Below are 26614 nucleotides of genomic sequence, written 5' to 3'. Positions count from 1 at the left end.
GATGTCGGGCTGGCGAAGGTCCAAAATGGTCAAAAATCCGAGATGGATTTTAGACTCGTTTTATGCTCTGTCAGCCATTGCGGAAAACGCTGCTTCTCCATGATGTAGATTTTTGTGCAATCCTGGTCGCCCAGTTCAGCCGTGTTATAGGCGTCGCACAACAGGCCGGTATCATCAGCCATCACAAAGGAAGAGAGAAGATCCAGTAATTGCTTTTCCGACAAATTATCGTAATCGCGTATCCGCCTGTCGGGAAGTGCCCGGTCATAGACCTGGGCGAAACAGACAACGCAATCGCGGTAATACGGAAGTGGGTGTTCTCTTGCGTATTGATCAAGGACAAAATAGAGCGGGTCCAACAGGAACTCATCGCTTTGCCGCTGTTTGCGCTTTGGCAGCAAACAGGGCAGCGTCACCTCCAGCACCCTGTCCTCGCAGTTGACAGTGATGCCGTGCGTTGCACCGGCGGATTTGAGATAGTCACCTTTGCGGATGGTTGTGCTGGAATAAATCAGATGCCGCAGCCGGCAGGCAATCCGCTCTGCCCGTAAAGCGGCATCTATGGAAAGTGTTTCATAGTTGTCGGGGTAACGCTGGATGTCAGTGGTGTCCAGCGCGTACAGCGCATTACTCAGACGGGATATATCGTCGAGAATGCTTCCAATGCGGTGGGATATTAGTTTTCGATCCAATCATGTGCCTCCTGCTTTCTTGAAATAATTTGTCTGGCCTTCCTCGTCTACAGTACAAAATCCGGATATGCCCGGACAGTCGATTTGGGCGATTTGCGCCGGAGTATCGACCAGCATGATACGGCGGCTTCCCCCTTTGTTGCCCCGCAGAGCATGGCAGACAAGTGCCTCCTGCCCGGCGGCAATATAAGCAATCTCATATAATTCACCGTCGGCAAAAAACACGAGTTTAACGGGAAAATCAGCCGGAGCGTGGTAATCTACCTGCCGGATGAAGTCCAGCAGGACCCACACTGCCCGGACAAGCGCATGGTCAGTTTTTGGTGTTTGCCCTGCCAGGAAATAACCGCCGTTGTCCGTTTGAAAAATGCGGCCCTGCCTCTCCAAATGAGAGAGCAGGGCCTTTGCAGTATCTTCTTTGCCAGGGTGAAAACAAAGAAGCTGGTGTTCACAGAGGCCGGGGTACATCGTCACGATCCGTAGCAAGTCCGTAGCCTCGTTCCCATAGATTTCAGCCCTGGTCTTCATGGGGCTCACCTCCTTTATTAAAGGCGCCAATCAGACGCCTTCAAAGCGCATTGTTAAATAGGAATTGTGGAAAGACGCCATTAGAGCGTCAATCCGGCGTTTTTCGAGAATAGTAGGAAAAAAGGCGTCTTATAGGCGTATTGGAACTGTCAATGATGCGTTTTCCGGAGATTACAGCAATCCTCTTTATTGGGATTTACAAAATCCCTCCAGAATTGATAGTGTTCCGTTACATCTTCACAGATTGTCTTCTGCGGAATATGGATTTTTTCCACGATCCGCTGCTTTTCTTTCAAAGGAAGATGATAGTAGCCTCCTTGCCGCACGGTATATTTAGAGAAATCAACACCCCGAAACCACTGCCTGATCCACGAATTGACGCGCAGAAATTCAACCACACACCGCTCAATTCCCAAATCATTCAGCTTGTCGAAATCCATGTATTCCTCAACGATGGGGCTTAATCGGATTGCTACATCATACCCTTCCGCTTGCAGAGCCTGAATTGCGCGGATGCGCTGGCTGGGAGGACTGGCCTTTTCAAATTGGGCGGTTTGTGCATCGTCCAGGCAGGTCACGGTAATTTGAATATGGGCCAGTTCCTTGTCCAAGATCTCTAAATACTCCGGGGCAGCGGGAAGTGCAGACTTCGTGACGATGAGATAGCTTACCCTGCATAGATTCATCTCCTGGATGGTCTGGTAGGTAGTGCGGTACTGGAGTTCACAGGGCTGAAAACAGTCTGTCATGCCTCCAAGCCTGATGATGCTGCCGGATGGGAGACTGCGGATTTTCCGCCGGACCTTTTCAATGTCTGCAACACGAGGATGCGCCGCATCCCATAATCCACGAAAATGAAGCAATGAACGGGCATAGCAGTAGTTACAGTTGTGTTGACAGCCGCAACCGTAAGTATCTAAACGGGTGTTATATTTGCATTTGTCGCCTTCATTGCCTCCAACTTGCTTAAAGAAACTCTTAAACTCGCTTTATATCACCTCTAAATTCATTGTTTGATTACTTTATTGTTGGATACATTGGACTCACCTCATATAAAATTCTAAATGGTTGCGGAGGACGGTACTGCCCCGCCGTCTGTTGGTAAAGCATCCAACCATGTTCTTTACACTACTCCGCGCAATAAAGGGAGGTGCTTCCGCACCTCCCAGAGAAAATGCCTTTTAAGCGGAATCAGCTTGTTCTTGGCGCTTGCGCTCCAAAAGCTCCCGCAGCTCCCTGCGGTCTGTGGTTATGAGATCTTTTTCCAATGGACTGGCCTTGAACTCCACCATGATATTGTTATTATTGGTGGAAATAAGGCCGCTGCCGCGCTCAAAGTGTGTGACCTCCATCGTTTCTGCGTCAGAGAGATGGAGGGTGTCCTGGACACGCTCCGCTTCGTCATCCTCCAGATTGAGAATGATCTTAGTCTTGCTGTTGTTGATGATGCCTTTCCCGAAACGGCCTTCGTCCAGATTGAAAAAGTCGTTAAGATCCTGGCTGGCACAGATCGCTGATCCACCGAAGCCGCGAATCGTCTTGAAAATTTCCAAAACGAAATCGCCGGCCAGTCGGGTACCCGTGGCGCCTGCGCCGGAAAGGAGCTGCCAGCATTCATCAATAAAAATGGCTTTTTCCTCGGTGCGGTCAGCTTTGGCGCGGTCCCAAACGAAATCAAGGGCCACGAACATCCCCACAGTCAGCAAATCACCAGTAAGCGAGGAAATATCCAGTACGGTGTACTTATTATCCAGCCGCACATTGGTCTGCTTGTTAAAGGTACTGGCGGAGCCATTCACAAGACGGTTGAGGATATGGGCCATGCGAGTGGTTTCCGGGGCGGCCTTCAAAATCTCATATAAATCGCCCAGCACCGGCATCTCCCGGTAGCAGCCCGGATTGGCCGGGTCTTCCAATGAGGCGTTGTCATGAGTGATACCTTTGGAATTGTAGGTGCGGATCAGAGCCTCATCCAACAGCTGTCGTTCCTCGTGAGACATATCGGGTATCAACAGACTGAAGAATATGTGGAGTTGCTGGATTTTGGCGGCCAGTTCGGAGAGCTGGATTCCCGGCCCGTCCAGAAGCTCACTGACCGACCGATCCACCTTGCGGATCTCCATCACATTGATGCAGTGCGGGCTGGCCGGGGAAATCTGGATAAACTCCCCGCCTACATTGGCACAGGCACGGTGGAATTCGTGCCCTTTCAGCGGCGCAATGATGAAAACGGGAATGTTTTTCCGCCTCATTCTTAACGCCATGAGCTGCATCGTAAAGGTCTTGCCTGCGCCGCTGGTACCCAGGATCGCCATATTGGCGTTCTTGTAAATCGCAGAGTTGAAAATATCCACGATGATGAGGGAACTGTTATATTTGTTGACACCCAGAAGGATTCCATTGTCGTCGCACATCTCAAACGAAGTGAACGGATAGCAGCTGGCCGCGCCTCCAGTCAACAGGTTGCGCTTACCACGCTCGAACAGTCCCTTCTCCATGGAAACCAGCGGGAGGGCAGAACAAAATGCCTGCTCCTCCCGAAAATGGCAGTTGCAGACATCCATATCCTGTGAAAGCAGGAGCTTTTTTATTTCGCTGACCTTCCACTCCAGGTCCTCCACAGAAGGGGCAGTCACAGTAATCAACAAGTTGAGATAATAGAAATCTTCGTTGTTCGCAAGGCCCTCCTTCAGAAAATAGCCGCTCCGAATAGCGCCGTCTATATCATCGAAGTCCGTGTTCGTGTCGCTGGCATCCTTAATTTTTGACCGGTTGATGCGGAGCTGCTGGCCGACCCGCTGAATAATGCGCTCTTTGGGTTGCCGCGAAAGAAACATATCGAGGTCAATGCCGTCACCGGCATTGACGATCAAACTCAGCCAGCCTGCGGGCACCTGGGTTTTGTAACCATCTGATGGGACGAGCAGATAAGTATAGTACAGCCCGTCTATGCAGAGATACCGTCCATGGGTGAAGTCGATGCTTTTGGGCGCGGCAAATTCAACTGCCGGGATGCGGTCAATCTCACCCTCCCGCCCCTTTTCGAGATACTGTGCCGCAATTTCCTGTGCCCGTACCGACAGGGGCTTGACCGCACTTTCATTTCGGCACAACAAATTATAGAAAACATCTACGGTAAATTCGTCCTCATTTTCGTGGACAACGACCTCGTTGCCGCATTGACGCAGGTAATTGGATGCCGTGTGGACAGCACTTTGGAGAGATTGGATTGCCTCATCTTCCTGTTCGGAGCGCCGTGTGTTGTTCCAAGGCTCATACTCAAAAATCAAAAAGAAGCGTCGTGTAACCGCCTCATGGGAGCCGACCTGTTGAACAAAGTCCAAGTAGTCCTCTTGCATCAAGCGGCACTGCTCATTGTCCTCCTGCGCCATTTCACGGCGTACTGTGTCCAGGTGGCGGTTGATGTCGGCACGCCGGGTAAGCACTTTGATCTGCAATTTAACAGGACTGATTTTTAGGTATGAGACGAAAGAGTAGATAATATTTCTCTGTTCCCGTGCGCTCCGCAGCATGAAGTTGATGGGGACCACCTCAACCACCTTGACAAATCGGTGGTCTTTCGTGTAGATAATGCCGTTGGCGATCTTCTCAATGGGCAGATAGTCTGCCACCGGATTGACGCAGGGAGGCTTTTCCTCCTTGATATGGGCTGGGCGTTTAGGCATCCGCTCTTTTTCAGGCCGCTTCTTTGCTTTCTTTTTCGTCTTATTGGCCTTGACAGGCCGTTCCTTCCTGGTGTTTTTCTTGGGCCGGAGCTTTTCGCGGATCTCATATCCACGGACTTCATCAAACTCAGCTGGGAAATCTGCATCACCAGACCGCCGGCGCTTCGGCGCCTTGGGCTTTCTCTCCTTTGGAGGCTTCTGTTTGAGATGCTTGCCGGCTGATTTGGAGGTCACCGTTTTTTCGCCGGGCTGTTCACCGTCACCGCCGACAATGCGGCGATTCCGCAGGTATTTCAGAAAAGTGACCAGAAACTGCGATAGGCTTTCTCCTGAAATGCCAATGAGGGCAACCAATGCCACCGGGAGCGCAGTCAGGCATAAAGCAATAATGCGGGCAGTCAATCCAAATGGAAGGAACAAAAAAACCGGCGTCCCGATGGCAAATGCCAGGATGCCGGCTTCAATCACATTCCGCGCACGGAACATACCGCCAAAAAAAGTGCCTGTTTCTATAAAGTTCGGCGGTATGATATAAATATCATGGTCATTCTTGTTGCTCATGTATTACCTCGTTTCTGATGCCGGGGTGCGATACAGTCAGCCAATAATCCAGAAAGGACCGCCTGCTGCCGCACGGCGGCTTGCTTCGTTTAAGATGATGGATAAATCCCAGAGTTGTTCACTGCGCTTATAACTGGCCGGGTCTGCCACCATGATCTGACCATCCTTCACGCCGCGAAGAACGATGAAATGGCCGGATGAAGTGAAATGCCCCTCGGACATAATTGCCACAACCAGCTTGCCGTCAGCAAGAGCATCCAGAATCCGCTGGGGCTCGGAAGTCGTGCAGCCGGACACCGGAAGCCCCCATTCCTCTGCAGCAGCGGGAATCAATGCGTGATAAGAGCCGCTGCTTTTGCACCAATAGCCATTATCATATGACCACTTTGCCATTTCCACCGGGTCCACCATATCGTCCGTGAGGGAGGAAACCACGATTGCCATGGCGGTGGGGCCGCACCCATAGCCGCCAATGTTATCGGTACCATAGGGTTGACTGGCATAGCGTTCATCCAACTGATTGTAATAAACAACCGGGGTCCCGCCGTCGGTAAAGGTCACATCTCCCAGCGAGGGAATGCTGTTGCCGGTCCATTCAACCAGATTTTGCAGAAGTCCGTCACCAAGAAACAAACTGAGGTTGGAGGCATAATCAGCGGCCAGCTCCTTTTGTTCATCGGTAAGAGCAAAGACAGTATCAGCAAGATATGACTCACCATTGTAACGGATGGTGTAAACCATCCAAGTTTCCGTAGTTGTGATTTCTTCCCCGGTTTCCGGGTCCTCAGCCGTGACCTCACGGCTTTCCTGTACGCTGGTATAGGAGTAAAGATGTTCTTTATGCTCTCGCAGGGCAGAGGCCAGGCCATCCAGTGAAATGCTCTCAAAGTCTTCATCCCGGGCAGCACAATACTGCGAGATGATGAGGTTGGCGTTGTAGACAGGGCCGGAGGAATAGGGATTTTTGATCTCCATCTGGTCAGCCCCAGAAGAAGCAAAATCCTCCTCGATGCGGGCGATCACATCATCCAGGGCCTCACCCAAGATGGCGTTGATGGTAAAAGTGATGTCATTGGCGTTTTCCACGATAGCAGTTTCGCTGTTGAGGATAGGCGTATCAGGATCAGCTGGTGAAAAGGCATTGACCAGCCCGCCAAAAATCAAGCCGGGCAGCATCAAGAGGAAAAGGACAGGCAGCAAAAGCAGAATCGCAATGATAGCAATGATTTTGCCGATGTGCTTTCGGCCGGCCCAGACGGCCCCAGCCACAGCCCCATAGGGGCCGCCGGCGGCAGCGCCTTTCGCTGCTCCAGAGATGGCCTTGCCAGCTTTGATAGCGCCTTTGACCGTATGTGCGGCAGAGGCCGCAGCATCTACTGTTTCGGCGGAGCTGTTTTTTTGTTCTTCAGCCATTAGAGTTTGTCCTTTCTTTTGGGAGTAGGCGGCAGTTTCTTCACGATGGATTCGTGATAGGCAATCGAGCCGTCCGGTGCCATATAGGGAGATTTTTCAACCGTATCCGCAGCATACTGCTTATACCAGGCGGTACCATCTACGGCGTGAACGGTTGTGTACTGGCCTTCCGGTGCCACATACTGGTCTGCATGATACATACCAAAAGCGATGCCTTCTGGATGTTCCGGAGTGACTTCTGTGCCGGTAATGCGGCCACCGCCGATCTCCACATTCTGATAAGTGGGAATATTCTCGGCCCCGGGCTCCAATGCCGCATGACCCATGTAGGAATGCAGAGCTTCTACAGCTTTATCCCCGGTCATAGTTCCCATCTGGGTGATACTCCCGGTAGCAACCGATCCTATGACATTGTTGGCAAAATTGCCTCCCTTGCTTACGGATGAAGCGTAGATATGGCCGCCGATGCCGCCTGCAGCACCGCCGACCAACCCGCTTAACCCGGAGGGTTTGGCATCTGGTGGCGTTGTAGCTGTTTTGACCGCATTGTTGGTAACATTCCTTTTAATCACACCAGCCAAACCGCCGCTGGCAAAACCAGCGCCGAATCCAGTGCCGCCTTTTCCGCCACCGCTTGCATTGACATGGGAGGAATGGCTGCTGCGGCCGCCCGCAAAGTGATTGCTGGCAAAGCTCTTAAATCCGCTGAATCCTCTGGCCGCAATCATAGCCTCCGCCAACATACTGCCGCCGGTATGGCCGACATTGACGCCCAGACTCGCCATAAAAGAATCAACCTTCTGTGATACTTTAAGAAATCCGATTGCGCACATAAACCAGATCAGCACATTCCCCGAAACGGCTTCTTTGCCTACGGCGTCCACTTGTGCCTGGACTTCTTCCTCCGAAATGGCGAAAGCAGGCTGGCAGAACAGACAGGAGAGAGCTGCGACCATCAGCGCAAGGAACAAAATTTTCTTGAGTCTTTTCAAAATGGCCCTCCTTACAAAGAGAGCGGGTTGGAGATAAACGAACCAACCATGCTCGTGAACAGGCGCAGGCACCAGGCGTTCATCAGCAGAAGAAAAATCTGACCGCCCAGCATCCGGCACCAGGATTTCCAGATGTTTGATGTTGTCTGGCTTGCCCCCATGGAAAAGGCTACTGGAGCCGTATAGACCAGCACGCCGAGCAATACATATCGCTCTGCCGCTTCCAGCAGCAACTTCAGGTAGTTCCACGCCAGAATGATGACTAAAATCAGAGTGATAAGGGCCACAGCCCCATTGGCGCACACCCCGATGATGACCAGCATGACAGAATTGAAATCTGCAAAACTGAGTGCCGGCAGCTCCGAATCCATAATCCAGTTATACGGTGTGCCGCCGATGGTCAGGATCATGCTGACAATCTCATTGGAGAAGAACGCTAAAAGAATAAAAATGACGGACCGGATGCTCAATTTGAGCGGGTCTTCCGCTTCAATGCCGGCTCCCAGGCCAAAGTTCTTGAACAGCTGCCACACCCAGTTAAGGAGAATGATACCGATGCCCAGTGCCACAAAAACGCTGTACATCGTTTCGGCTGCGGGAAAGTAGCGCAGAAATACCGCCATATCGCAGCCCAGTGCCCCCAAAACCGAGGTGGTTATCAAGTCAAGGCCCGCCATGACCTGCTCTGCAATCCATTCAACAATGCCGTCCAGAATACCCATAGGTCATGCCTCCTTTCGTCGGGTATCAATGTGATGCCGATCAACCTGCCCACTGACCACCCTCAAAGAAGGGGACGATATAGGACATGATAAAGCCCAGACTGTTTAAGATGGCCCAGGTGATAACAATTCGTTTGAGCCAAGCTCTGCTTTCATCCACCGTTTTACCAGAACGGGAGAAATTCATGAGCAGCAATGCTACCGAAGCGGTCACAATGGCCGCAATCGTGGAGATAGCGAGGATCTGCGTGTAGACATCCTGCATGATTTCTGTGGCCTTTGTCCAAACATCGGTTGCGGCAAAGGCCGGCTGGCTGAACATCAATGAGACGGTGGGACACAGAAACGCCATATAAGCGATTCTGCCAATGGAAAAACGGCGCGGAGGGCTGGTATCGCCGTTTCGCTTTTGGTGAGGAATCTTGCGTTTTTTCAATTTTCGGACCTCCAATCCAAATGTAATATGCGGGACTCAAACAAAAGAGGAGCCCGCAGCTCTTGTAATAGATGCGGGCTCCCTCCCCAATCGGCCGGTCATTAGGGCAGCAAAAAAGCACCTTGAAAAAGGTGCCGTTCACTGCCTGCATTCAGTTTTGGGTGCAAGTTTGAGCATATTCAGTTTAGCACACCAGGATTTACGGCTCAAGGGCAGGAATGCGCCAATTTCATTCCCGTATTCTGCCAATTATTTGCCCTTGGCCTTTTCATCTGGTTTTGGCGCTGGAAAGAACTGTTCCAGCATATCCAAACTGTCTTTGGAGGTGTACCCCCATAGTACGGAACTGAGTGCGTCAATGGCTTCCCTGCGCCTGCGGTAGTAAGTACGGAATGAGATGTCCCGGATATGCGGACGCAAATTCTCGATGATCTCCTCCACATTTTTGAGTTGCTGCGGGGAGAGGAAGGAGTAGTAAAGCAGCCAGTAATAGGCCTCGCCGTTCTTGTGGCGGGTACGAAGCAATTCGACTGCTGAATCCAAAAGTTTCAGCATTTTGTGGCTGCGCTCAATGCACTTGGCATGGTGTTCAATATCGCTCCCATTCAGATCGGCGCCGGCCAGATAGATGGAATCCAGAAATTCCTCGATGGATGTGCCGTATTCGATCTCAAACTTGGAACGCACATGCTGGACAGAAATTTCCAGGCTCCACACCACATCGCGGTATTTTTTCAACAGTTTCCAGGTATCATGGTACAGCGGGTTTTCTGCGACATCTTTTTCAACAAATTTCTTCATGGTAAGACCTCCTTATTCAATTCTCCGCAACGGGAGAGAGTGTAAGTTCAAAAGTGGTGACCTGTCTGTTCCCGCACAGGATGGACAAGCCAAAACAGAGCGTTGACTGTTCCCGTGCGCGGGGTAGTAAATCTTCCCGGCAGTCGCCCGATAAGGGATATAACTTATAGCGGGAGAGGGGACAACCAAAGCACGAAATCCCTTGTGCCATCAGGATTTGAGCCATCTTTTGGATGATAATTTCAATGTGCGATTTTGAAACGCTATTGAGTTCGTTTGAAACGATAACCTCATGCTCTATACTTGGTGTGTTTTGGCTGGAGCCTGATTCATCGGGGAGTTCCAAATGGATGTTGAGCGTCATAGCGACCTCCTCTTTGTCCACCATAACATCCGATATTTCAAACATGGTGGACAGGTAATTTTTCAAATAGACCACGCTGCCGTGTCGGCCCGGGAAGGACATAAGGGAGATATAGTCCAGCGCGGCCAGCTTTTTGAGGACGCGGCCGACTGTCGCCCGGGACAACCCCCAGCGGACAGCCAGTTCAGTGTAGGCAACAAGAGGATTGCCGGTGCCGTTGCGGAAATAGACTACTGGCCCCAGGTCTGACCCCTGTACCTGATTATCGTTGTAGACGGCTGAAACCCAGAGGTCCAGAATAATATCCATTTCGGAGCATCGGCTTGTGCTGATGAGATCTGTGACAACGGAAACGGGTAGAAAGAAAAAGCCGGTATCCTTTTGGCAGGGAGCATTATATTCAAGCACCGTGTTATGCCGCGCCCAGTCGCAAATTTTATAGCGGATCACATTGCCGCGATCCAGTGTCTGAAAAGTGATAAAGTGCTGTTTCTGCAGTTGTTCCAGCACTGTCAACGCCTGGCATTGAAACCGTGTGCGAAACCATTGGGACACTTCCTTGAGTGTGCAGACCCATTCGCCCGGATAGATGGTATAGCTAATACCATCTATGCGGCGGTATGAAGTGCGGAAGTTTGCGTAACTGCAAAGCACGGTAAAATAAAAAAGACCAGAGCCTCCGCTTGTGCGAATGCTCCGGTCTGCCATCAGCCGATGGACGAATTGCCGATAAATCCGGCATCGTGGGTAATCCACGACCTGTTTGATCTGTAATTGATAAGCCGGCATGGAAACCTCCTATTTTAAGATTGATTCTATTGCATAAAAATGATAAAATAGCCCGGGATGCGTATAAAAATAACACACCCCGGGCGGGCCGCTCTGCTAATAATCTGCTAATTTGCGTTTTTACAAAAGCTCAAAAATGCCGTCTGCTAATTTTTTGCTAATTGCGCGAAAGGTATTCCAGCGCCTTGAAACTGTGCAGAATGACACAAAACGGCGTGAGAAATCAAAAATTCATTGGGCTAAATTGACACAAAACGAAGCGGAATGTAGTGTAAGGGAATCGTAGGACAAAGAGTTATTTGTTCTCCTAAGCGGTAGGTCGGGTGTTCGAATCACCTCGGGAACGCCAGAATGTAATGCCGAAAACCTTAATTTATCAAGGTTTTCGGCTTTCTTTATTTCGGCGTAGTTTTGTAACTATATTTTATCATGAAAAGAAATATAGAGATCTTTCGTTTCTCCTTCCCGAATACAATGATTCTCCCCAGCTTCCCATACGGAATCGTTGAGAAGTATTTTAAATAAGAAAGGATCTCTTAAGGGACGTTCCAGAACATATTGCCAAAGATTACAATTGATGTTATCGCAGGGTTGGCCCCATTCCCAATTGAGAGGGACGGAGTTCCCGCGAATTGTCAAACGGTTGCCCCATCCGGCATCGTAATGAATGCGGATTGTCGTTTGACGGTATACGGGAGGAATATATTCTCCGGTATATTCGTTGCTTAATAGCATAGCGCCGTAGGCTGGAATGGAAATGGCAACGATAGGTGCTTGACCGGAATCTTGAATTTTTACCCTGTTATTAGAATTTAGCAGATCGACCAAAAATCTGCCTGGAATAAATACCGTCGAAGTACTATTTATCAATATTTGCCGTTCTTGCCTAACGGGAGAATTATTAAATATGCAAAGGACGGCTTCGGTCTTATGGAATAGTTCCCGGCTAAAAGCATACACTCGGTCATCAGAATTAAAATATTGCTCAATTTGCATTCCGTTGGAAAACAAATCGGTGTACAGACTCCGTATATGATTTAAATGTTCCAGATAAACGAAGGTTGTGGTTTCTGTCGAAAAGCTAGTCATAGATTCCCGATTCACCCGGTTCAGATTCTCATCTGAATATTTATAATCTCCTGCCATATTTTGTTCCGTGCCATAATAAATGACCGGGATTCCGCGGACAGCATAAAGAAAAGTAAGAGCCAGCCGTAATTTTGAAAAGCTGTCACCGGCATTGGCCAGAAAACGGGCCCGGTCATGATTATCCAAAAAGGTAAAAAGACGATTGGAAAAGGGATATTTGTAATCCTGTGAAAATATCCAATGAATACCTTCCCAGAAACTATCCTGGCAAAAAACTTTATTCATTTGAAAATAAAGGGGATAATCCAGCATGCCCCATAAGGTTTTTGCCAAAGCGGCATTTTCATCCACAGATCCGGTTAAAGCTTCTCCAAAGGCGGGTTTGCATGTAAAATTTTGGAATTCCTCCAAATATTGGGGAGGGATTTCTAAAACGGCATCGATTCTGGAACCTGCAAAACCATAACTAAACCATCCATCCTGAGTATCAGGATTCCAATAGGCTTCTTTTAAAGCCCGGAAGCATTCAGGATTTTCCTGAGCGAGATCGTCCAATCCACCAAGACTAAAATTTTGCATTTCTTCTGGGTTCGAAAAATCAACTATGTTAGGATAGTTATGATACCAACTAGGATTATTAAAGGGAGGAGCCGGATAATATTCCGGAGGATCATAAGTCAATGACGGATACTGCAAATAATCGGCCGTATGATTTAACTGTACGTCCAAGATCACTTTTATATGAAGATCTGCAGATGCGAGAATTAAGTCGGCAAGGTCAGCAGCTGTTCCAAAATGAGGATTTACATTGCTGAAGTCTCTCGTGTAATAACCATGATAGCCCGCTTCATCTCCGGAACGGCTGAATAATTCATTATCCTGCGGCGCAGAGATCCATATAGCAGTAAAGCCCAGTTTTTTAATATAAGGGAGTTTTTGCATGATTCCATTCCAGTCTCCCCCTTGATAAAAAGAAAGATTACCCGGACGATACTCCTGACCTAAGATGCCGTTGTTTTTCGGATTGCCGTCATAGAAACGATCTGTGACGATCATATAAATTCTATCACTTTCATCGATGGAAAAGGCTGCGAATCCCATTTTATTTTTCGTCACCATGTTGTTTCTCCCTTATCCCTTAACTGCTCCGGCGGAAATGCCGTTTACAATATGTTTTTGCATGATTAAAAAGAAAATAATGATCGGTATGGTCGAAACCACAAAACCTGCCATAATCAAATGCCATTGCTGATTATATTGACCATAAAAATACATTTGACTCAATGGAATTGTAATTGGCTTTCCCAGGATTAAATAGGGTAATAGGTAATCATTCCATGTCCAGAGAGCATTTAATATAGAGATTGTGGCTAGAATCGGTTTGATTAAAGGGATTGCAATAATGCCGAAAAGCTTAATCATTCCGCATCCATCTATTTTTGCGGCTTCTTCAAGTTCGATCGGTAAGGCCTTGACAAAACCTTGAATAAGAAAAATGGGAATGGAACATTGTAATCCACAATAAATGAAAATTAATCCGTAAATATGCCCCACCAGATTCAGTAATTTAGCAGTTGTCAACAAAGTGATCATTATCGTGTGAAAGGGTACGAACATAGAAGAGAGGAACAGTAAAGTTATAAACTTCGACCATCTTGAGTTCCAACGGGCAAGCGCGTATCCGGCAAGACTGCTTACCAGAAGATTCAGCAAGATACTACCTCCGGTAACGAGGCATGAGTTAAAAAATACATGTATAAAATCGGCGGTTTCTATGACAACCTTATAATTTTCTAAACTGAAAGCCTTGGGAAAAGAGATTGCGGAGGAAAGTATCTCTCCCTTTGTTTTGAAGGAATTAATAACTGCTATAAAAACCGGAAAGAAATAAATCAAAGCAGCGAAAAAAGTAGCAAGAGTAACTCCTGTATTTTTTTGTATTTTTTTCTTCATTATGGCTGACTGCCTCCTTTCCGGTTTTGAAATAAGTATAGAATAGCGGTAATAATAGAAATAAGCAGGAATAAAACGACAGATTGAGCAGCTGCATATCCCGTGCGGTTTGAACGAAATCCGGTATTATATATTTGAAGGGCAATTGTCGTGGTAGCTCCTGCTGGGCCTCCGGAAGTCATGGCCAGGGGTATATCAAAGGTCTTAAAGCCGGCTGTGATCAATAAAATATTGTTTATAATAATGGTAGGTATTAAAAGCGGAAGTTTAATCTTGCGAATGATCTGCATTTTGGAAGCGCCGTCAATCTCTGCAGCCTCAATAAGCTCGGCAGAAATATTTTGCAGGGATGCAATATAAATCAGCATATAGTAGCCGGCACATTGCCATATGGCAGTTATCCCCATGGAAACAAGAGCCATTTTTTCATTTCCAAGCCAACTGATCTGCCACATTTCCGGTATGGAAAAAGCGGAGACAAAAGAGCGGTATACACTTCCGTATAAGAACACCCAAATAAAACCAACGATGATAAGACTCATAAGGTTTGGAAGAAAAAAAACAGCTCGAAAAAACTTTTTAAATGCACATTTACCATCAAGAAGCAAAGCAAATAAAAGCGCGCAGACATTGGCAAAGACAGTAACGAAAGCAGTATACTTTACCGTAACCCATATTGAATTCAGGAACCCTTTGGTTGTTAAGGCTTCCCAATAGTTTTCCAAGCCGATAAAATGTATTTCCGGATTGAAGCCGTATGCGTCTGTTAAGGAAATCCAAAGGCTTCTGAAAAAAGGATATAAGAAAAATAGGGAAAAGAAAAATAATGCAGGTAATATAAAAAGAAAATAAAGGATGCTATTTTTCCGTTTTGTAAATCTCATGATCTCCTCCATGGATTCGTTTCAACATATAGGCAAAAGGGAGGAAACTGGCACCTTCCCAATCCCCTCCCCCTGTGGATCGCGCTGCGGCGGAAAGGAAGATGCCGCTAACCGGGCCCGCCGCAGGCGGAGAGTTTCGCAAGCGAAACTCTTTTTCATTGTGCAGCCTTAACAGCGGTATCCCATGCAGTATCCAACCTTGCCAATATGTTTTCTAAACTGTCATGGCCTAATATAAATTCCGATAAGGAAGATTCATATTCGGTCTGAAAAGCAGTAGGCCATCCCCGGTCTGCCTGCGTACAGATCATGCCGGAGTCGATATAAGAGTTTACATCCGCGGCTAACGGATCAAAATCAACCGATACATTTTTAATGGCTGAGAACAACATTGAGGAACTGCACCATAACGCGGCTGTATCCTGCCGGGTCAGATATTCCAAAAATAGATTGCACTCTTCGGGATGTTTGGTATTGGATGAGATGGATAACCCAAAATCAGGAAATTGGAAAAGTTTTGTATCCTCAGGATTTTCTGAAACAGGCATGGCCATCATTCCCAGATTGATGTCCGCATTCATACTTTTGATCGGCTCAAGTGCCCAGAGCCCCTGAACCATCATGGCAGCTTCACCCTGGGCTATCATATTGCAGGCGCCGTTATAATCTGTATCAAAGGCAGTTTTTGTGTTGCCATGTTCATAGACTTTTTTCAGGATATCAAAGGTGGTTTTCCATTCTGGTGTATCAGCAAAGGTAGTCTGGCCGCTTGTTTTCAGATCGTTCCAATCATCTTGTTTTGCGTAGATTGCCGGTGATACAACCACAAGAGTGATTGGTTTGATGGTCCAGGAATCCTTAAAGCCAAGAGCAAAGGGCGTAATTTTATTTTTTTCCAATACCTCAATTACATGATCCAGTTCGGATAAGGTCGTGGGAGGAGTCAGGTCCAATTGGTTAAAAATATCTTTGTTATAAAAAATCCCTTCGCAGCTGCCGTCTATGGGCAAAGCCCAGACATGTCCGTCACCATCTGTAAAAGAAGAATCGTTCAGGACCTCTTTATTAATATTGTCCAGAAATGGTTCTCCGGCAAGATCCATAATATATCCGCCGCTTGCTATGTCCATGGTATCAAGGGCTCCCTGAAAGATATCAGGTGTTTCATCGGTTGCAACACGCGCCCTTAGTATAGACGCCGGGTCATTTGTCACGATTTCCTGTTCCACCGTGACATAAGGGTATTCCTCTTGAAATGCGTCGATGATTTGAGCAAAGGTTTCTTGCGCCTCCTGTTTCTGGTGAAACAGATGGATCGTCACAGGTTCCTTGGAATTCTGATCTGTGGAACCTTTTTCCGCTTCAGACACTTCTTTCGCCGCAGACTCTGCAGATGAAGTGTCTGCCTCTTTTGGTTTTGATTGTGAGGCATCCTCTGTGCCTTTGGCGTTTCCACAGCCTGCCAGGTACCCCATAACCAATAGGATTGATAAAAAAGCAGCAAATTTTCTTTTCATTTCACAACCTCCTTTGTCTAAGATGCCCTAATTATAAGAGCCTGATAAGCAGTATACAATAAAATTATTTAGCTTTCCTATGAAAATATTTAGCTTTGTTCAGCAAAATGCCCAAAATACAGAGGCGTTTTGTTATAATACGATTATAAAATCTATGGTTCCAAATCAGGAAGGAATCGATTATATGACCTTAAAAAGAATTCAATTTAAAAAAATAAGGTATAAAATGCTCTTTGCTGTTCTGATTCTTATGATTCTGTCTCTGAGTTTCGTTGCTGTGATCGCGCAGTATCAGGCGCAGAAGAAAATAAGGGAACAATCATTGCGGACGACGGTAAGTTTGATGCAGGTGGGAGTTGAAAACATGGAGACCTCTTATGATCAGTTAAGCAATCTGTTCTTATCTATTTATCTGAACGAGAATTTTCAATATTTTCTGCAGCAGCGGTCAAATGCTTCTTTTTCAGGCAGCAGAAGTTATTTTGAAGTATTGAAAAGTGTTTTTTTATCGTGTATAAGCAGCCGTTCAGATGTATACAGTATTATCTATGTGGATAAAAAGGGATACTTAACCTATACAACCAGAGATGAGGCGGGGCATTATCAGTTTTATGAGGATGTGCTGCTTCCGGAAGAATATATGGAATTGATTAAAAATAGAAGTGATTGGAATCAAAATCAGATACTTATCCCGACACATAAACATATGCCATTGCGTAATAATGCGCATCCATCTGATGTATACGCGATTGCAAGAAATATTATCAATACCCAGTATCATTTTGAAGAGGAAGGAACCATGTTTATAACCGTTGACCTCTCAAGAATAAAGCATTTGGCTGAAATGATGAAACCGGATCCCTCCGCCAGAACTGTGATTTGTGACGCAAATAACTGTGTTATCTATGATACGGCTCAGCAATTAACGGGGATTCATCTTCCTGATGATTTGAAGCCACCGGCAGGAACAGAAAATTCCGCATGGGACTTGGAATGGAAAGAAGAGCGTTATGTAGGGATTTTTCAAAAAGCAGAAGAAATGGATTGTTCTATTATCATGCTTATTCCGGATTCTGTATATGCGGCAGATGCGCTTTCGGTTTCGACAGGCATTATGCTGGCGGCAGTGATTATTATTTTAGTGGCAGTAGTGATTACCGTCTATGTTTCCGGGACGATCAGCAAACCGATTGAGCAACTGGCGGCCGTCATGAAAACATCCGGAATAAAAAATTTAAATAACCGGGTAGAAATAAACGGGCAGGACGAGACCGCTCAGATCGGACAGACTTTTAACTCTTTAATGGATAATTTAAAGAATTCCATAGAAAAAGAATATTTGATGGCAATTAAGCAGCGGGACACGATTATTAAAGCATTGCAGGAACAGATCAATCCTCATTTTCTTTATAATGTCCTGCAGTCGATCAGCAGTATGGCGGCCTTGCATGGTATCTCAGATGTTGTAACTATGTCAAATGCCTTAGGAAATATCCTGCGGTACAATATACGGGGTTCTGATTTTCGCGCCACTTTAAGAGAAGAAGCCGATCATGTGGAAAATTATCTGGCGATACAAAAAATCCGGTTTGGAAGCAGGCTTGATTATCAAATCTTTATTCCTGAATATTTAATGAATGAACAGATTCCGAGGGTTACACTTCAGCCCATGGTAGAGAATGCGATCGTTCATGGATTTGCAGACAAAACAGAAACGGGGCATATTTATGTTACTGCCTATATGCGTGAAAGCTGTCTGATTATTGAAGTTATGGATGACGGTAACGGAATCGAAAAAGGAAGCCTGAAAAATCTTCAGAATGAATTATCCGTGCCGGATATTACGATGTTAACACCGGCGGAACATATTGGTTTGTCTAACTTAAATGCGCGGCTTAAACTATTATTTAAAAACGCCAGATTGGAAATAGACAGTGATGTCCATGAAGGTACTGTGATAAGAGTTATTGTTTTTATGGAGGAATAGGGATGTATCAGATATTGGTGGTAGAGGATGAAGAGATTATTCGCCAAAGTATCGTAGAGGAAATACATAGACTGCCGTTTGGACCAATGCTTACCGGTGAAGCCGGAAACGGAAAAGAGGCCATTCTTATATTAGAAAACAGGCCGGTAGATATTGTTATAACAGATATGCGTATGCCTGTATGTGACGGCAGGGAATTATTAAAGTTGATAGAGGAGAAAGGATATGAATGTGAGATTATTGTATTAAGCGAATATACTAATTTTGAATATATGCAGCAGGCTATCCATGCACATGTGGCGGATTACCTGTTAAAGCCGATAGATCCTTCCAAATTAGAAGATATTTTAAGAAAGACATGCAGGCGTGTAGAAGAAAAAAGGCGTTTGGAGTTAAATATAAAAGATCCAATTGACAGAATCTTCGTAGGGGCAATCAAAAAAACACCTTCTAATCAGATGAGAGAGCTGTTTTGTATGTATAATCGTCTATTCCCCCAAAACGGATTATGGATTTCGATGATCTGCCTCGGGAAGGGCCAGGGGGAGATTTATGATGTCGGGATACAGAAAAACTTGAATGATATGTGTTTTCAAGCCCCTTTTAAAGCACGGGTCCGTCCATATAATGAAAGCAGGGGTATGTTTGGCTTATTAATATTAGTTCCATTGCCGGTAACAGCGGGAGTTACCCACCTCTATCATGAATGGTTAAAAGAGTATTTCAGAAAAATAAAAAAAGAATATGGGGAACAAGTAAGAATAGGAACCACACATTTCATTTCAGAGATCGGGCTGTTTGCCCATGCTTTAAATCATGCGGCGCGATCCGTGGAATATCTGGTGCATGGAAGAGGAGAGATAGTCTGGTTTGAAAATATTGAAAGAATAACCCATTCAGAAATAAACCTGTCAGCATGTAAAAAAGGCTTGTTGGATATGATCGTATCTAAAAAGGATCTAAGAGACCAGATTCTTTCTGCCTTTTGCCGGCCGATCAAAGATATGGATTATGTATATATTCCTGCCCTGCAAAATGCAATTCGGGATTTTACCTTTTATCTGGAACGCTGCTGTCAGGATAATGGGATAATCATGAATGTTAGTGAAGCGATTGAAGGGGAATGTAATGAGTGCATTCATAATCTCGAATGGTATGGAGAAATAGAGCTCTTTTTAAGCCGTCTATTGGATTCGACCTGGGATATCGTAAATTTGAAGAGAAGTCTTACGACAAAAGAGATCATTGAGGAAATTATTTCGATGGTAAAGGAAAAATATATGGAAGAATTGAGCCTTATGAATTTTTCGCAAACATATTTTATTAATTACATCTATTTGAGCAGGCAATTTAAGTCTGCTACGGGATACACCTTTACCGAGTTTTTGCAGAAAACGCGGATGGAAAAGGCCAGAAAATTAATAGAACAGTATCATTTTGATGAAAAAGAAGCTGCATCTATGGTTGGATATCAGAATGTCTATTATTTCAGCACGGCATATCATAAATATTTTAAGGGGGATACGCAGAATGAATAACGTAAAATGGTGGAAGGACGCGGTTGTATATCAGATTTACCCAAAAAGTTTTCAAGACAGCAATGGGGACGGCATTGGGGATCTGCAGGGGATTATACGGCGGTTAGACTATATTAAGGCATTGGGAGCGGACGTGATCTGGCTGAGCCCAATATACGATTCCCCAAACGCAGATAATGGATATGATATCAGGGACTACTACTCGATTCATGCAGATTACGGGAAAATGGAAGATTTTGACCGTCTGTTGGAGGAGATTCATCTACGGGGCATGAGATTAATCATGGATCTTGTGGTTAATCATACGTCGGATGAACATAAATGGTTTCAGGAAAGCAGAAAAGGAAAGGATAATCCATATTGGGATTATTATATCTGGAGGGAAGCGAAGGACGGCCATGAGCCCAATAACTGGAGTTCCTGGTTTGGGGGATCCGCCTGGGAAAAGGATTCTGCTACTGGATTGTATTATCTGCATATATTTCACAGAAAGCAGCCGGACTTAAATTGGGATAATCCCTCTGTTCGAGCAGAAATTTATAAAATGATGGAGTGGTGGTTAAAAAAAGGTGTGGATGGCTTTCGGATGGACGTGATCAATTTGATTTCCAAACCGGAACAAATGCCGGATGGGATCAATGGAGATTTGTCGCCCTTTTGCATAAACGGACCTAAAGTACATCAATATCTGAAAGAGATGAACCGTCAAGTGACAGCTCATTTCGATATTATGACAGTAGGCGAATGTCCGGGACTTACGGTAGAAACCGCAAAAAAGTATGCCGGTTTTGATCGTAAGGAGCTGAATATGGTATTTCAGTTTGAACATACCGGCCTGACAGATGGAATTTATGGAAAATGGACAAATCAATCCCCCTATTTGCCGGACTTAAAGGCGGTATTCCAAAAATGGCAGATACAAATGAAGGAAGAGGCCTGGAACTGTCTCTTCTGGGGAAATCATGATCAGCCCAGGGCGGTTTCCAAATTCGGGTGCGATCTTCCGGAATACAGGGATCTCTCTGCTAAAATGTTGTGCATATGCTTATATTTTATGCAGGGAACCCCCTATATTTATCAGGGGGAAGAGCTTGGAATGGCGAATGCAGGCTTCTTTGACATTGGTCAGTATAGGGATATAGAGAGCCTTAACGCATATCATAGCTTTGTGGACGCAGGAACTTTGGATAAACGTACCATGCTGGATTATCTGGCGCATGTCAGCCGGGACAATGCCCGGACGCCGATGCAGTGGGAGAATAATGCAGGTGCCGGATTTACCCAGGGAACGCCATGGATCAGTGTTGGGGCGAATTGGAGAGCGGTAAATGCAAAAAGAGAACTTTCGGATCCTGATTCGGTTTATTATTTTTATCAAAAGGTTTTACAGCTTCGTAAAGGGAATCCCATTGTTCAGCAGGGGGATTTCAGGCTGTTGCGGCCGGACGATGAAGATTTATTTGCATATACAAGAAATTACGGAAAGGAAGGATATCTGGTCCTGTGTAATTTTTCGGATAGGGAGTTAAGCATATCGGATCTGCACGTTAATATCGGGCGATTGATTATTGGAAATTACAGCGGGCCAGTGAACCACCATGTTCTGCACGCATACGAAAGCGCGGTATATACCATATTGATCTAACACTTCGTATTATAAACTGGTCTGGAAAACCAGTCTTACCTCTGCTGAAATTTTCTGGGAGACATCCCCACATGCTTTTTAAAAAAATGGGAGAAATAAGCCGGATCCTCCATGCCAATGGCCAGGGCTACACTTTGCACCGTTTCACCCGGCTGGCGCAGCAAATGTTTTGCGCGATCGATTTTCAGCGCATTCACATCGGCCATTACAGTGCCGCCTGTGGATTCTTTATACAGCCGGCATAGATAACTGGGAGTCACATGAATCTGTTCCGCGATATCATTCAGATTAATATCCCGGTTATAGTTCTTCTGGATGTACTCCCTGGCAAGAAATACGGGATCGCCTTTTTCCGCCGAAGCCTGCAGCTGGCGGCAGGTCTCCATCACGACCGGGGTAAGCAGTCGCTTATATTCTTCCAGGGAGCGGCAGGCGGTTACAGACTGATAGAATTGTACCTCCTTTTGATATATATTATCAGGGGCCAGTTTGTGCTCGGCATGCAGCCGGCCGCAGCCGGCGTTGATCGTCATGGCCTGGCTTTTTAAGACCTCTGCCGGAATATGGTTTTGCTTTTGCAGATCGAACAGCTCCTGAAGCTTTAATTCCGTCTCCTGCAGGTCGCCGCTGCCAATGGCCGTGATCAGCCGGTCCATGGCTTCATTGACCGGAGTGAAACCTTCCGTGGACACACGCTCATCGTCTGCATAAAAATAGAGATGGCTTTCATCCTCCAGAAAGCGGCGGTTCAGCGCTTCGCGCGCATGCTGATAGGTCTGTGCCAGTTCCGGCAGACGGCTGCCGATGGGTCCTGCCCCTATGAATATGGGGCAGCTGAGCATATTATGTAAGACCTGAAGCAGTTTTCGGCAGATGCTTTCCAGATTATTCACAGTCAGATCAGCCTCTGACCGGGACGCCAGCACTACGGCCAGCTGGGTACTGCTGAGAGGAACACACCAGCACTGGTAGTCCTTGAAGGCCAGAATCAAAAAATCACATACCGGCTCCAGGGTTTTAAGCCCATCGGATTCCGGGGATTCCGTATCCATATCAAACTCCATACACAGCACGCAATGAGTGGAAAGATCGAGATGCAGCTGTGCCGCGCGGCTGTAAAGGGCGTTCTGTTCGGTCCAGAGGCCGTCAAATAAATTTTTAAGAAATGTCTGCTGGAGCGTCTCCAGATTCTCTTTGTGAAGTTCCGCCTTAGATTGAAGCAGGCGGCGCTCTTCCATCTGTTCAATCGCATGCTGTACCGCATTTGTTACTTCTTTCATACCTCCGCTTTTCGTCACATAGTCGGTTACTCCATATTTCATGCTCTGCCGGGCATATTCAAAGTCCGCGTAAGCGGTCAGCATGATAATCTGTGTCTCCGGCCTGTGTTCGTGCAGCCAGGCACACAGCGCAAGGCCATCCATACGCGGCATTTTAATATCCGTAATCACGATATCCGGCTGTACCCGGTCGATTACATCCAGCAGATCCTGTCCATCCGCAGCCTCACAGACAACTTTACATCCCAGGTTTGCCCAGGATACCAGATTCATCATCCCTTTTCGGACAATGGCTTCATCATCTACAATGGCGATTCTGTACATGCGTTTTTTGCTCCTTTCACCGGCCGGTCTATGGGGATATGCAGGGACACCCGGCATCCGTTTCCGGGTGATGATACCACGTTAATCCCATATCCCAGTCCATAAAAATGCCGGATAATTTTATGGGAATTCACCAGGCCGATCCTTTTATGCCCCGGCTGCGCCGGCGTATCTTCACTCAGCTCCAGATCCACCTGATCCGGTGTAAAACCAACACCGTCATCCAATACATCTATATAGATGGAGGATTGGTCCGCGTAGATATTTACCGCCAAATGTCCTTCCCCATACTTTGGCTCCAGTCCATGTACCACCGCATTTTCGATCAGCGGCTGCAAAGTGAGCTTCGGTATGCAGCAATCCAGCAGAGAGGGTACCGCGCAGTTTACCTGATAATCTATTTTCCCGTCGAAACGGGCGTTCTGAAGAGCCACGTAAAACTTGGCATACTGAAGCTCCTGGGAGAGAGTTACTTTTTCCGCGCCTTTTTTGGAAATACTGGCCTGCATGAGCTGACTCAGCGTACAGACCATTTGGCTGATATTTTCATTGCCGTCCATCTGTGCCTGTATGGAGATCGTGTTAAGTACATTGAACATAAAATGAGGATTCATCTGTGCCTGCAGGGATTTTAACTCTGCCTCCGTGACCAGCAGCTGTTTTTGATAAACATCATTCACCAGGTGATCGATCTTTGTGGTCATGGAGTTGAACACATGACTGAGTTCCTGAAACTCCATGTCTTTGTATTGCGGAAGTTTCGCCTGCAGATCGCCCTGCTCGATCCGGCCGATACTTCGGACCAGATCATTAAACGGGGTGGTCACCTTGTAGACGATAGCGGCACATATGGCCAGGACTAAGACAGCCAGGGCCAGCAGGATAAGTACGTATAAAGTGGTGCTGCGGGCGGCGGCGCGCTGTGTCTGGGCCTGTGGAACCAGCAGGGAAAGTGTAAGGCCAAACTGAGAGATGTGATAATGACTGGCGAGATAACGGGTTTTTCCTACGGTCTGCTCTGAGATCGTTCCGTCATTGGAAGCTGCCGGTATCAGGACAGAGTCATGGTTGGAGAGCAGTACTTCCCCATCATCCGTGCTGATCTGCCAGACAGCCCCCTCATATTCCATAATACTTTCCGGAATTTCACTGAGCACGTCCGCATTGATGTGGTAGAGGAGGGTGCCCAGTACCCGGTCGTTGTCCGGGTCCGTAAAATCAAAGGCATACCACAGGATTCCGTCGTTTAGACCCATCTGGCTGTTTTCACCCTCTGAGATGTGTTCCCGGTAGCGCTCCAGAAAAAAGTTGTCAAATTCATTTTCGTAGGCGCCGCGGTTCCGGAACATGGCTTTAAAGCAGGTGTTCTGATCCCGGAACAGGTAAAAGCGTTCCAGGAGTGAGCCGCTGTCTACCGTGGCGAGGGAATACGTAGTCACGATTGCCGAATTCTCAAGCTGTTCTTCCAGCCGTATCCGCTGTGTGGCTGCTTCATAAGTGCCGGGTGCCAGGGGATCCGCCTTCAGATCTGCTGTGAGCTGTTCGTCGGAAACCAGAAGCATGTTCAAATTATAGAGGGTGCTTAATTGTTTTGAAAAGTTATCATCTACCTGGCTCAGATAAAGTCCCAGATCTTTTTCAAAGTTCTGCTGTAATATATTGCGTACAGTTACACTCATGTAGCCCAGGGAAGCGATCATCAGCAGCAGGACAGGAAACATGGCGGCAATCAGCATTTTACCGCGGTAAGAGGATAAAAGCGGAAACCTGGTTTTTTCTTTTTTTTTCATGGCGGCTTCTCCTCTCCCGATTCTATAAACCGTTAAATTTTCTCATCTGCCAAGGCCGGATCTCATTTCCTATAATTAACGGTACATACCAAAATTGTATCACAGATTTACTTTTTCGGATAGATTTCCAGAAATGAAAAAAGACAGAAAAAAGATAGACAGAAAAAGCCCCCGTCCAAAACGCAAAGGTTTTTGTCCTTTTAGCGGGAATGTGCTAAGATAGATAAGGAGGATGGTGATGATATGAAGAGACGGCTGTGGATAGCTGTGATATCCCTGGCGCTTCTTTTGCTTATGGGGTGTGGGCAGAAAAGTGCTGGCGCAGCAAATACGACACCGGTGGATAAAGAGAATCAACCGGTTGAAATTTTACTTTGCCGCTGGAATAATATGGACCAGAATAATGAAATTATGACACAGCTGATCGAAGAGTTTCAGGAACAGTATGCGGGGAAGATTACTCTGCGTGTGGAAGTGGTGCCGGGCCTGGAGAATCTGATCAGTCATGTGCGCATTAAAATATCCTCCGGCGAAATGCCGGATCTCATCGACACGTCCGGCTATGAACTCTCCTCACTGGTGAAAGACGCGGATAAAGTGGCGGATCTCATGCCTTATGTGGAAGCAGATCCGGAATTCAAGAGCTGGATAGGGGAAGAGAACCTCAGGGATAACGTAGTGGATGGAAAACTAAGCTCCATCACCGCACAGAAAAATGTGATCGGTTACTGGTATAACAAAGAACTATTCAAACAAGCGGGGATCGAACCGGCTAAAACCTGGCCTCAATTCTGGGACAACTGTGAAAAACTGGTGAGCTGCGGTATTCATCCCATGGCGTTGGATACGCGTCAGAGCGCCTGGCCCACCAATATTTTGCTGGGAGCGATAGTCGGAAGTGACGGCGCGGGAGGTACGGAATTCATGCAGACGTTTCATCCCACGGATTACGAAAGCCCCGGTATGGTGGAAGCTCTGGGACAGATACAGACCTGTTTCAGACGCTACGCCCCGGAGAGTGCTATCACGGCCAACTACGGCATTGCGGAGAGCGAATTCTTTTCCGGCAACGCGGCTATGCTATTCAATGGGGCATGGCTTGCGCTGGATCTGTCCGATGCTGAAAAGGTACCTCCGGGTTTCACGGACCAGGTAGGGGCCGCCATATATCCCAATGCCACGGTATACTCATCCGCATCCCCCGGATATGTAGTTGGAAACAACAGTCCTGAACGGATCGAGGCAGCCGCTGAATTCATTAAATTCATGTGCAGCCCGAAAGTACAGGAGCGCATCGCTGTGGAGATCAAGGCGGTTCCGGTGAATCCCGAGGTTGATCTGCAGGGGCAGCTCAAACAGGAAAACCCGTTGATGTACGCCATGCTGGAAGCCGCGAAAGGAGCTAAGATAAAGATAAAGGATTATCAGGCCATGTGGTATCCCGCGGTTTACAATGAAGGTTCGAAGCTATACCCACAGTTAATGTACGGGAAAATAAGCCCTGTGGAAATGGCACAGCAGATGACGGATCTGGCGCTAAAAGCACAGCAGGATATGGAAAAATCAGATCAATAAATCACAAGTTTTGAAAAACTTCACAAATACGGAACCGGTTTTAAGGGT

19 protein-coding genes and 1 pseudogene are annotated in these 26614 nt (G+C 46.7%); 4 read left to right on the top strand and 16 right to left on the bottom strand.

What is annotated here, in order from left to right; all coding sequences use genetic code 11:
* Positions 1-29: 29 nt before the first annotated feature.
* The 14 genes and pseudogenes from KTH90_RS06275 to KTH90_RS06210 all read right to left on the bottom strand — a co-directional run bounded on the left by KTH90_RS06275 (position 30) and on the right by KTH90_RS06210 (position 16427).
* Positions 30-692, bottom strand: a complete 663-nt coding sequence (locus KTH90_RS06275; protein ID WP_024729878.1) for a DUF6100 family protein — start codon at positions 690-692, stop codon at positions 30-32.
* Positions 693-1220, bottom strand: a complete 528-nt coding sequence (locus tag KTH90_RS06270) for a DUF5697 family protein (protein ID WP_238726469.1) — start codon at positions 1218-1220, stop codon at positions 693-695. It lies immediately after the preceding gene.
* A gap of 149 nt (positions 1221-1369) precedes the next feature.
* Positions 1370-2116 (bottom strand): annotated as a pseudogene (locus tag KTH90_RS06265) (hypothetical protein); the annotation flags it as partial.
* 285 nt (positions 2117-2401) lie between these two features.
* Positions 2402-5467: a PrgI family protein gene (locus KTH90_RS06260; protein WP_238726467.1), complete on the bottom strand. Its 3066-nt coding sequence runs from the start codon at positions 5465-5467 to the stop codon at positions 2402-2404.
* A gap of 36 nt (positions 5468-5503) precedes the next feature.
* Entirely contained in the window at positions 5504-6880 is a 1377-nt protein-coding gene (locus tag KTH90_RS06255) for a C39 family peptidase (RefSeq protein WP_238726466.1), read from the bottom strand.
* Complete coding sequence (locus KTH90_RS06250) at positions 6880-7872, bottom strand: hypothetical protein (RefSeq protein ID WP_238726465.1); 993 nt, start codon at positions 7870-7872, stop codon at positions 6880-6882. Before KTH90_RS06250 ends, KTH90_RS06255 begins: the two co-directional genes overlap by 1 nt.
* A gap of 11 nt (positions 7873-7883) precedes the next feature.
* Positions 7884-8594: a hypothetical protein gene (locus tag KTH90_RS06245; protein WP_009258066.1), complete on the bottom strand. Its 711-nt coding sequence runs from the start codon at positions 8592-8594 to the stop codon at positions 7884-7886.
* Positions 8595-8634: 40 nt separating this feature from the next.
* On the bottom strand, positions 8635-8946 hold the full coding sequence (locus tag KTH90_RS06240; RefSeq protein ID WP_227123557.1) for a fimbrial protein: 312 nt from the start codon (positions 8944-8946) through the stop codon (positions 8635-8637).
* 333 nt (positions 8947-9279) lie between these two features.
* On the bottom strand, positions 9280-9831 hold the full coding sequence (locus tag KTH90_RS06235) for a hypothetical protein (RefSeq protein WP_009258068.1): 552 nt from the start codon (positions 9829-9831) through the stop codon (positions 9280-9282).
* A 16-nt stretch (positions 9832-9847) separates the two neighbouring features.
* Positions 9848-10984, bottom strand: a complete 1137-nt coding sequence (locus KTH90_RS06230) for a MarR family transcriptional regulator (RefSeq protein ID WP_238726464.1) — start codon at positions 10982-10984, stop codon at positions 9848-9850.
* Between the two features lie 417 nt (positions 10985-11401).
* Positions 11402-13192: an alpha-amylase family glycosyl hydrolase gene (locus KTH90_RS06225; protein ID WP_158350499.1), complete on the bottom strand. Its 1791-nt coding sequence runs from the start codon at positions 13190-13192 to the stop codon at positions 11402-11404.
* A gap of 12 nt (positions 13193-13204) precedes the next feature.
* Positions 13205-14026, bottom strand: a complete 822-nt coding sequence (locus tag KTH90_RS06220) for a carbohydrate ABC transporter permease (protein ID WP_158350501.1) — start codon at positions 14024-14026, stop codon at positions 13205-13207.
* Positions 14026-14910: a carbohydrate ABC transporter permease gene (locus KTH90_RS06215; protein ID WP_238726463.1), complete on the bottom strand. Its 885-nt coding sequence runs from the start codon at positions 14908-14910 to the stop codon at positions 14026-14028. The genes KTH90_RS06220 and KTH90_RS06215 overlap by 1 nt, the downstream gene beginning before the upstream one ends.
* 155 nt (positions 14911-15065) lie before the next feature.
* A complete protein-coding gene (locus KTH90_RS06210; RefSeq protein ID WP_158350505.1) occupies positions 15066-16427 on the bottom strand; it encodes an ABC transporter substrate-binding protein in 1362 nt (453 codons plus the stop codon).
* 640 nt (positions 16428-17067) lie between these two features.
* On the opposite strand from KTH90_RS06210, the gene KTH90_RS06205 reads away from it, so the two are divergent.
* From KTH90_RS06205 to KTH90_RS06195, 3 genes are read left to right on the top strand one after another with little or no spacing between them, the layout of a single operon-like run.
* Positions 17068-18414 (top strand): sensor histidine kinase, encoded by a 1347-nt coding sequence (locus KTH90_RS06205; RefSeq protein WP_238726462.1) that lies wholly within the window; start codon positions 17068-17070, stop codon positions 18412-18414.
* Between the two features lie 17 nt (positions 18415-18431).
* Complete coding sequence (locus KTH90_RS06200) at positions 18432-19952, top strand: response regulator (protein ID WP_238726461.1); 1521 nt, start codon at positions 18432-18434, stop codon at positions 19950-19952.
* A complete protein-coding gene (locus KTH90_RS06195; RefSeq protein WP_238726460.1) occupies positions 19945-21597 on the top strand; it encodes a glycoside hydrolase family 13 protein in 1653 nt (550 codons plus the stop codon). Before KTH90_RS06200 ends, KTH90_RS06195 begins: the two co-directional genes overlap by 8 nt.
* Before the next feature lie 35 nt (positions 21598-21632).
* Here KTH90_RS06195 and KTH90_RS06190 read toward each other — a convergent pair whose 3' ends face one another.
* Positions 21633-23201, bottom strand: coding sequence for a response regulator (locus tag KTH90_RS06190; protein WP_238726459.1), 1569 nt, complete (start codon positions 23199-23201; stop codon positions 21633-21635).
* Complete coding sequence (locus KTH90_RS06185) at positions 23180-24991, bottom strand: sensor histidine kinase (protein ID WP_238726458.1); 1812 nt, start codon at positions 24989-24991, stop codon at positions 23180-23182. The genes KTH90_RS06190 and KTH90_RS06185 overlap by 22 nt, the downstream gene beginning before the upstream one ends.
* Before the next feature lie 243 nt (positions 24992-25234).
* Here KTH90_RS06185 and KTH90_RS06180 point away from each other — a divergent pair, with 243 nt between their 5' ends.
* Entirely contained in the window at positions 25235-26566 is a 1332-nt protein-coding gene (locus KTH90_RS06180; RefSeq protein ID WP_158350516.1) for an extracellular solute-binding protein, read from the top strand.
* Positions 26567-26614: the final 48 nt, after the last annotated feature.

The sequence above is a fragment of the Diplocloster modestus genome, assembly GCF_019042245.1.
Lineage (GTDB): Bacteria > Bacillota > Clostridia > Lachnospirales > Lachnospiraceae > Diplocloster > Diplocloster modestus.
Note: the sequence above shows the minus strand (reverse complement) of the source record. Positions and strands in the feature narration are given on the sequence as shown.

Coding starts and splice junctions, on each gene's coding strand:
- KTH90_RS06185 (WP_238726458.1), bottom strand. CDS start 24,991: ATGAAAAAAAAAGAAAAAACCAGGTTTCCGCTTTTATCCTCTTACCGC.
- KTH90_RS06260 (WP_238726467.1), bottom strand. CDS start 5,467: ATGAGCAACAAGAATGACCATGATATTTATATCATACCGCCGAACTTT.
- KTH90_RS06190 (WP_238726459.1), bottom strand. CDS start 23,201: ATGTACAGAATCGCCATTGTAGATGATGAAGCCATTGTCCGAAAAGGG.
- KTH90_RS06245 (WP_009258066.1), bottom strand. CDS start 8,594: ATGGGTATTCTGGACGGCATTGTTGAATGGATTGCAGAGCAGGTCATG.
- KTH90_RS06215 (WP_238726463.1), bottom strand. CDS start 14,910: ATGAGATTTACAAAACGGAAAAATAGCATCCTTTATTTTCTTTTTATA.
- KTH90_RS06230 (WP_238726464.1), bottom strand. CDS start 10,984: ATGCCGGCTTATCAATTACAGATCAAACAGGTCGTGGATTACCCACGA.
- KTH90_RS06270 (WP_238726469.1), bottom strand. CDS start 1,220: ATGAAGACCAGGGCTGAAATCTATGGGAACGAGGCTACGGACTTGCTA.
- KTH90_RS06205 (WP_238726462.1), top strand. CDS start 17,068: ATGGAATTGATTAAAAATAGAAGTGATTGGAATCAAAATCAGATACTT.
- KTH90_RS06220 (WP_158350501.1), bottom strand. CDS start 14,026: ATGAAGAAAAAAATACAAAAAAATACAGGAGTTACTCTTGCTACTTTT.
- KTH90_RS06195 (WP_238726460.1), top strand. CDS start 19,945: ATGAATAACGTAAAATGGTGGAAGGACGCGGTTGTATATCAGATTTAC.
- KTH90_RS06210 (WP_158350505.1), bottom strand. CDS start 16,427: ATGAAAAGAAAATTTGCTGCTTTTTTATCAATCCTATTGGTTATGGGG.
- KTH90_RS06240 (WP_227123557.1), bottom strand. CDS start 8,946: ATGGCGTTTCTGTGTCCCACCGTCTCATTGATGTTCAGCCAGCCGGCC.
- KTH90_RS06255 (WP_238726466.1), bottom strand. CDS start 6,880: ATGGCTGAAGAACAAAAAAACAGCTCCGCCGAAACAGTAGATGCTGCG.
- KTH90_RS06225 (WP_158350499.1), bottom strand. CDS start 13,192: ATGGTGACGAAAAATAAAATGGGATTCGCAGCCTTTTCCATCGATGAA.
- KTH90_RS06180 (WP_158350516.1), top strand. CDS start 25,235: ATGAAGAGACGGCTGTGGATAGCTGTGATATCCCTGGCGCTTCTTTTG.
- KTH90_RS06235 (WP_009258068.1), bottom strand. CDS start 9,831: ATGAAGAAATTTGTTGAAAAAGATGTCGCAGAAAACCCGCTGTACCAT.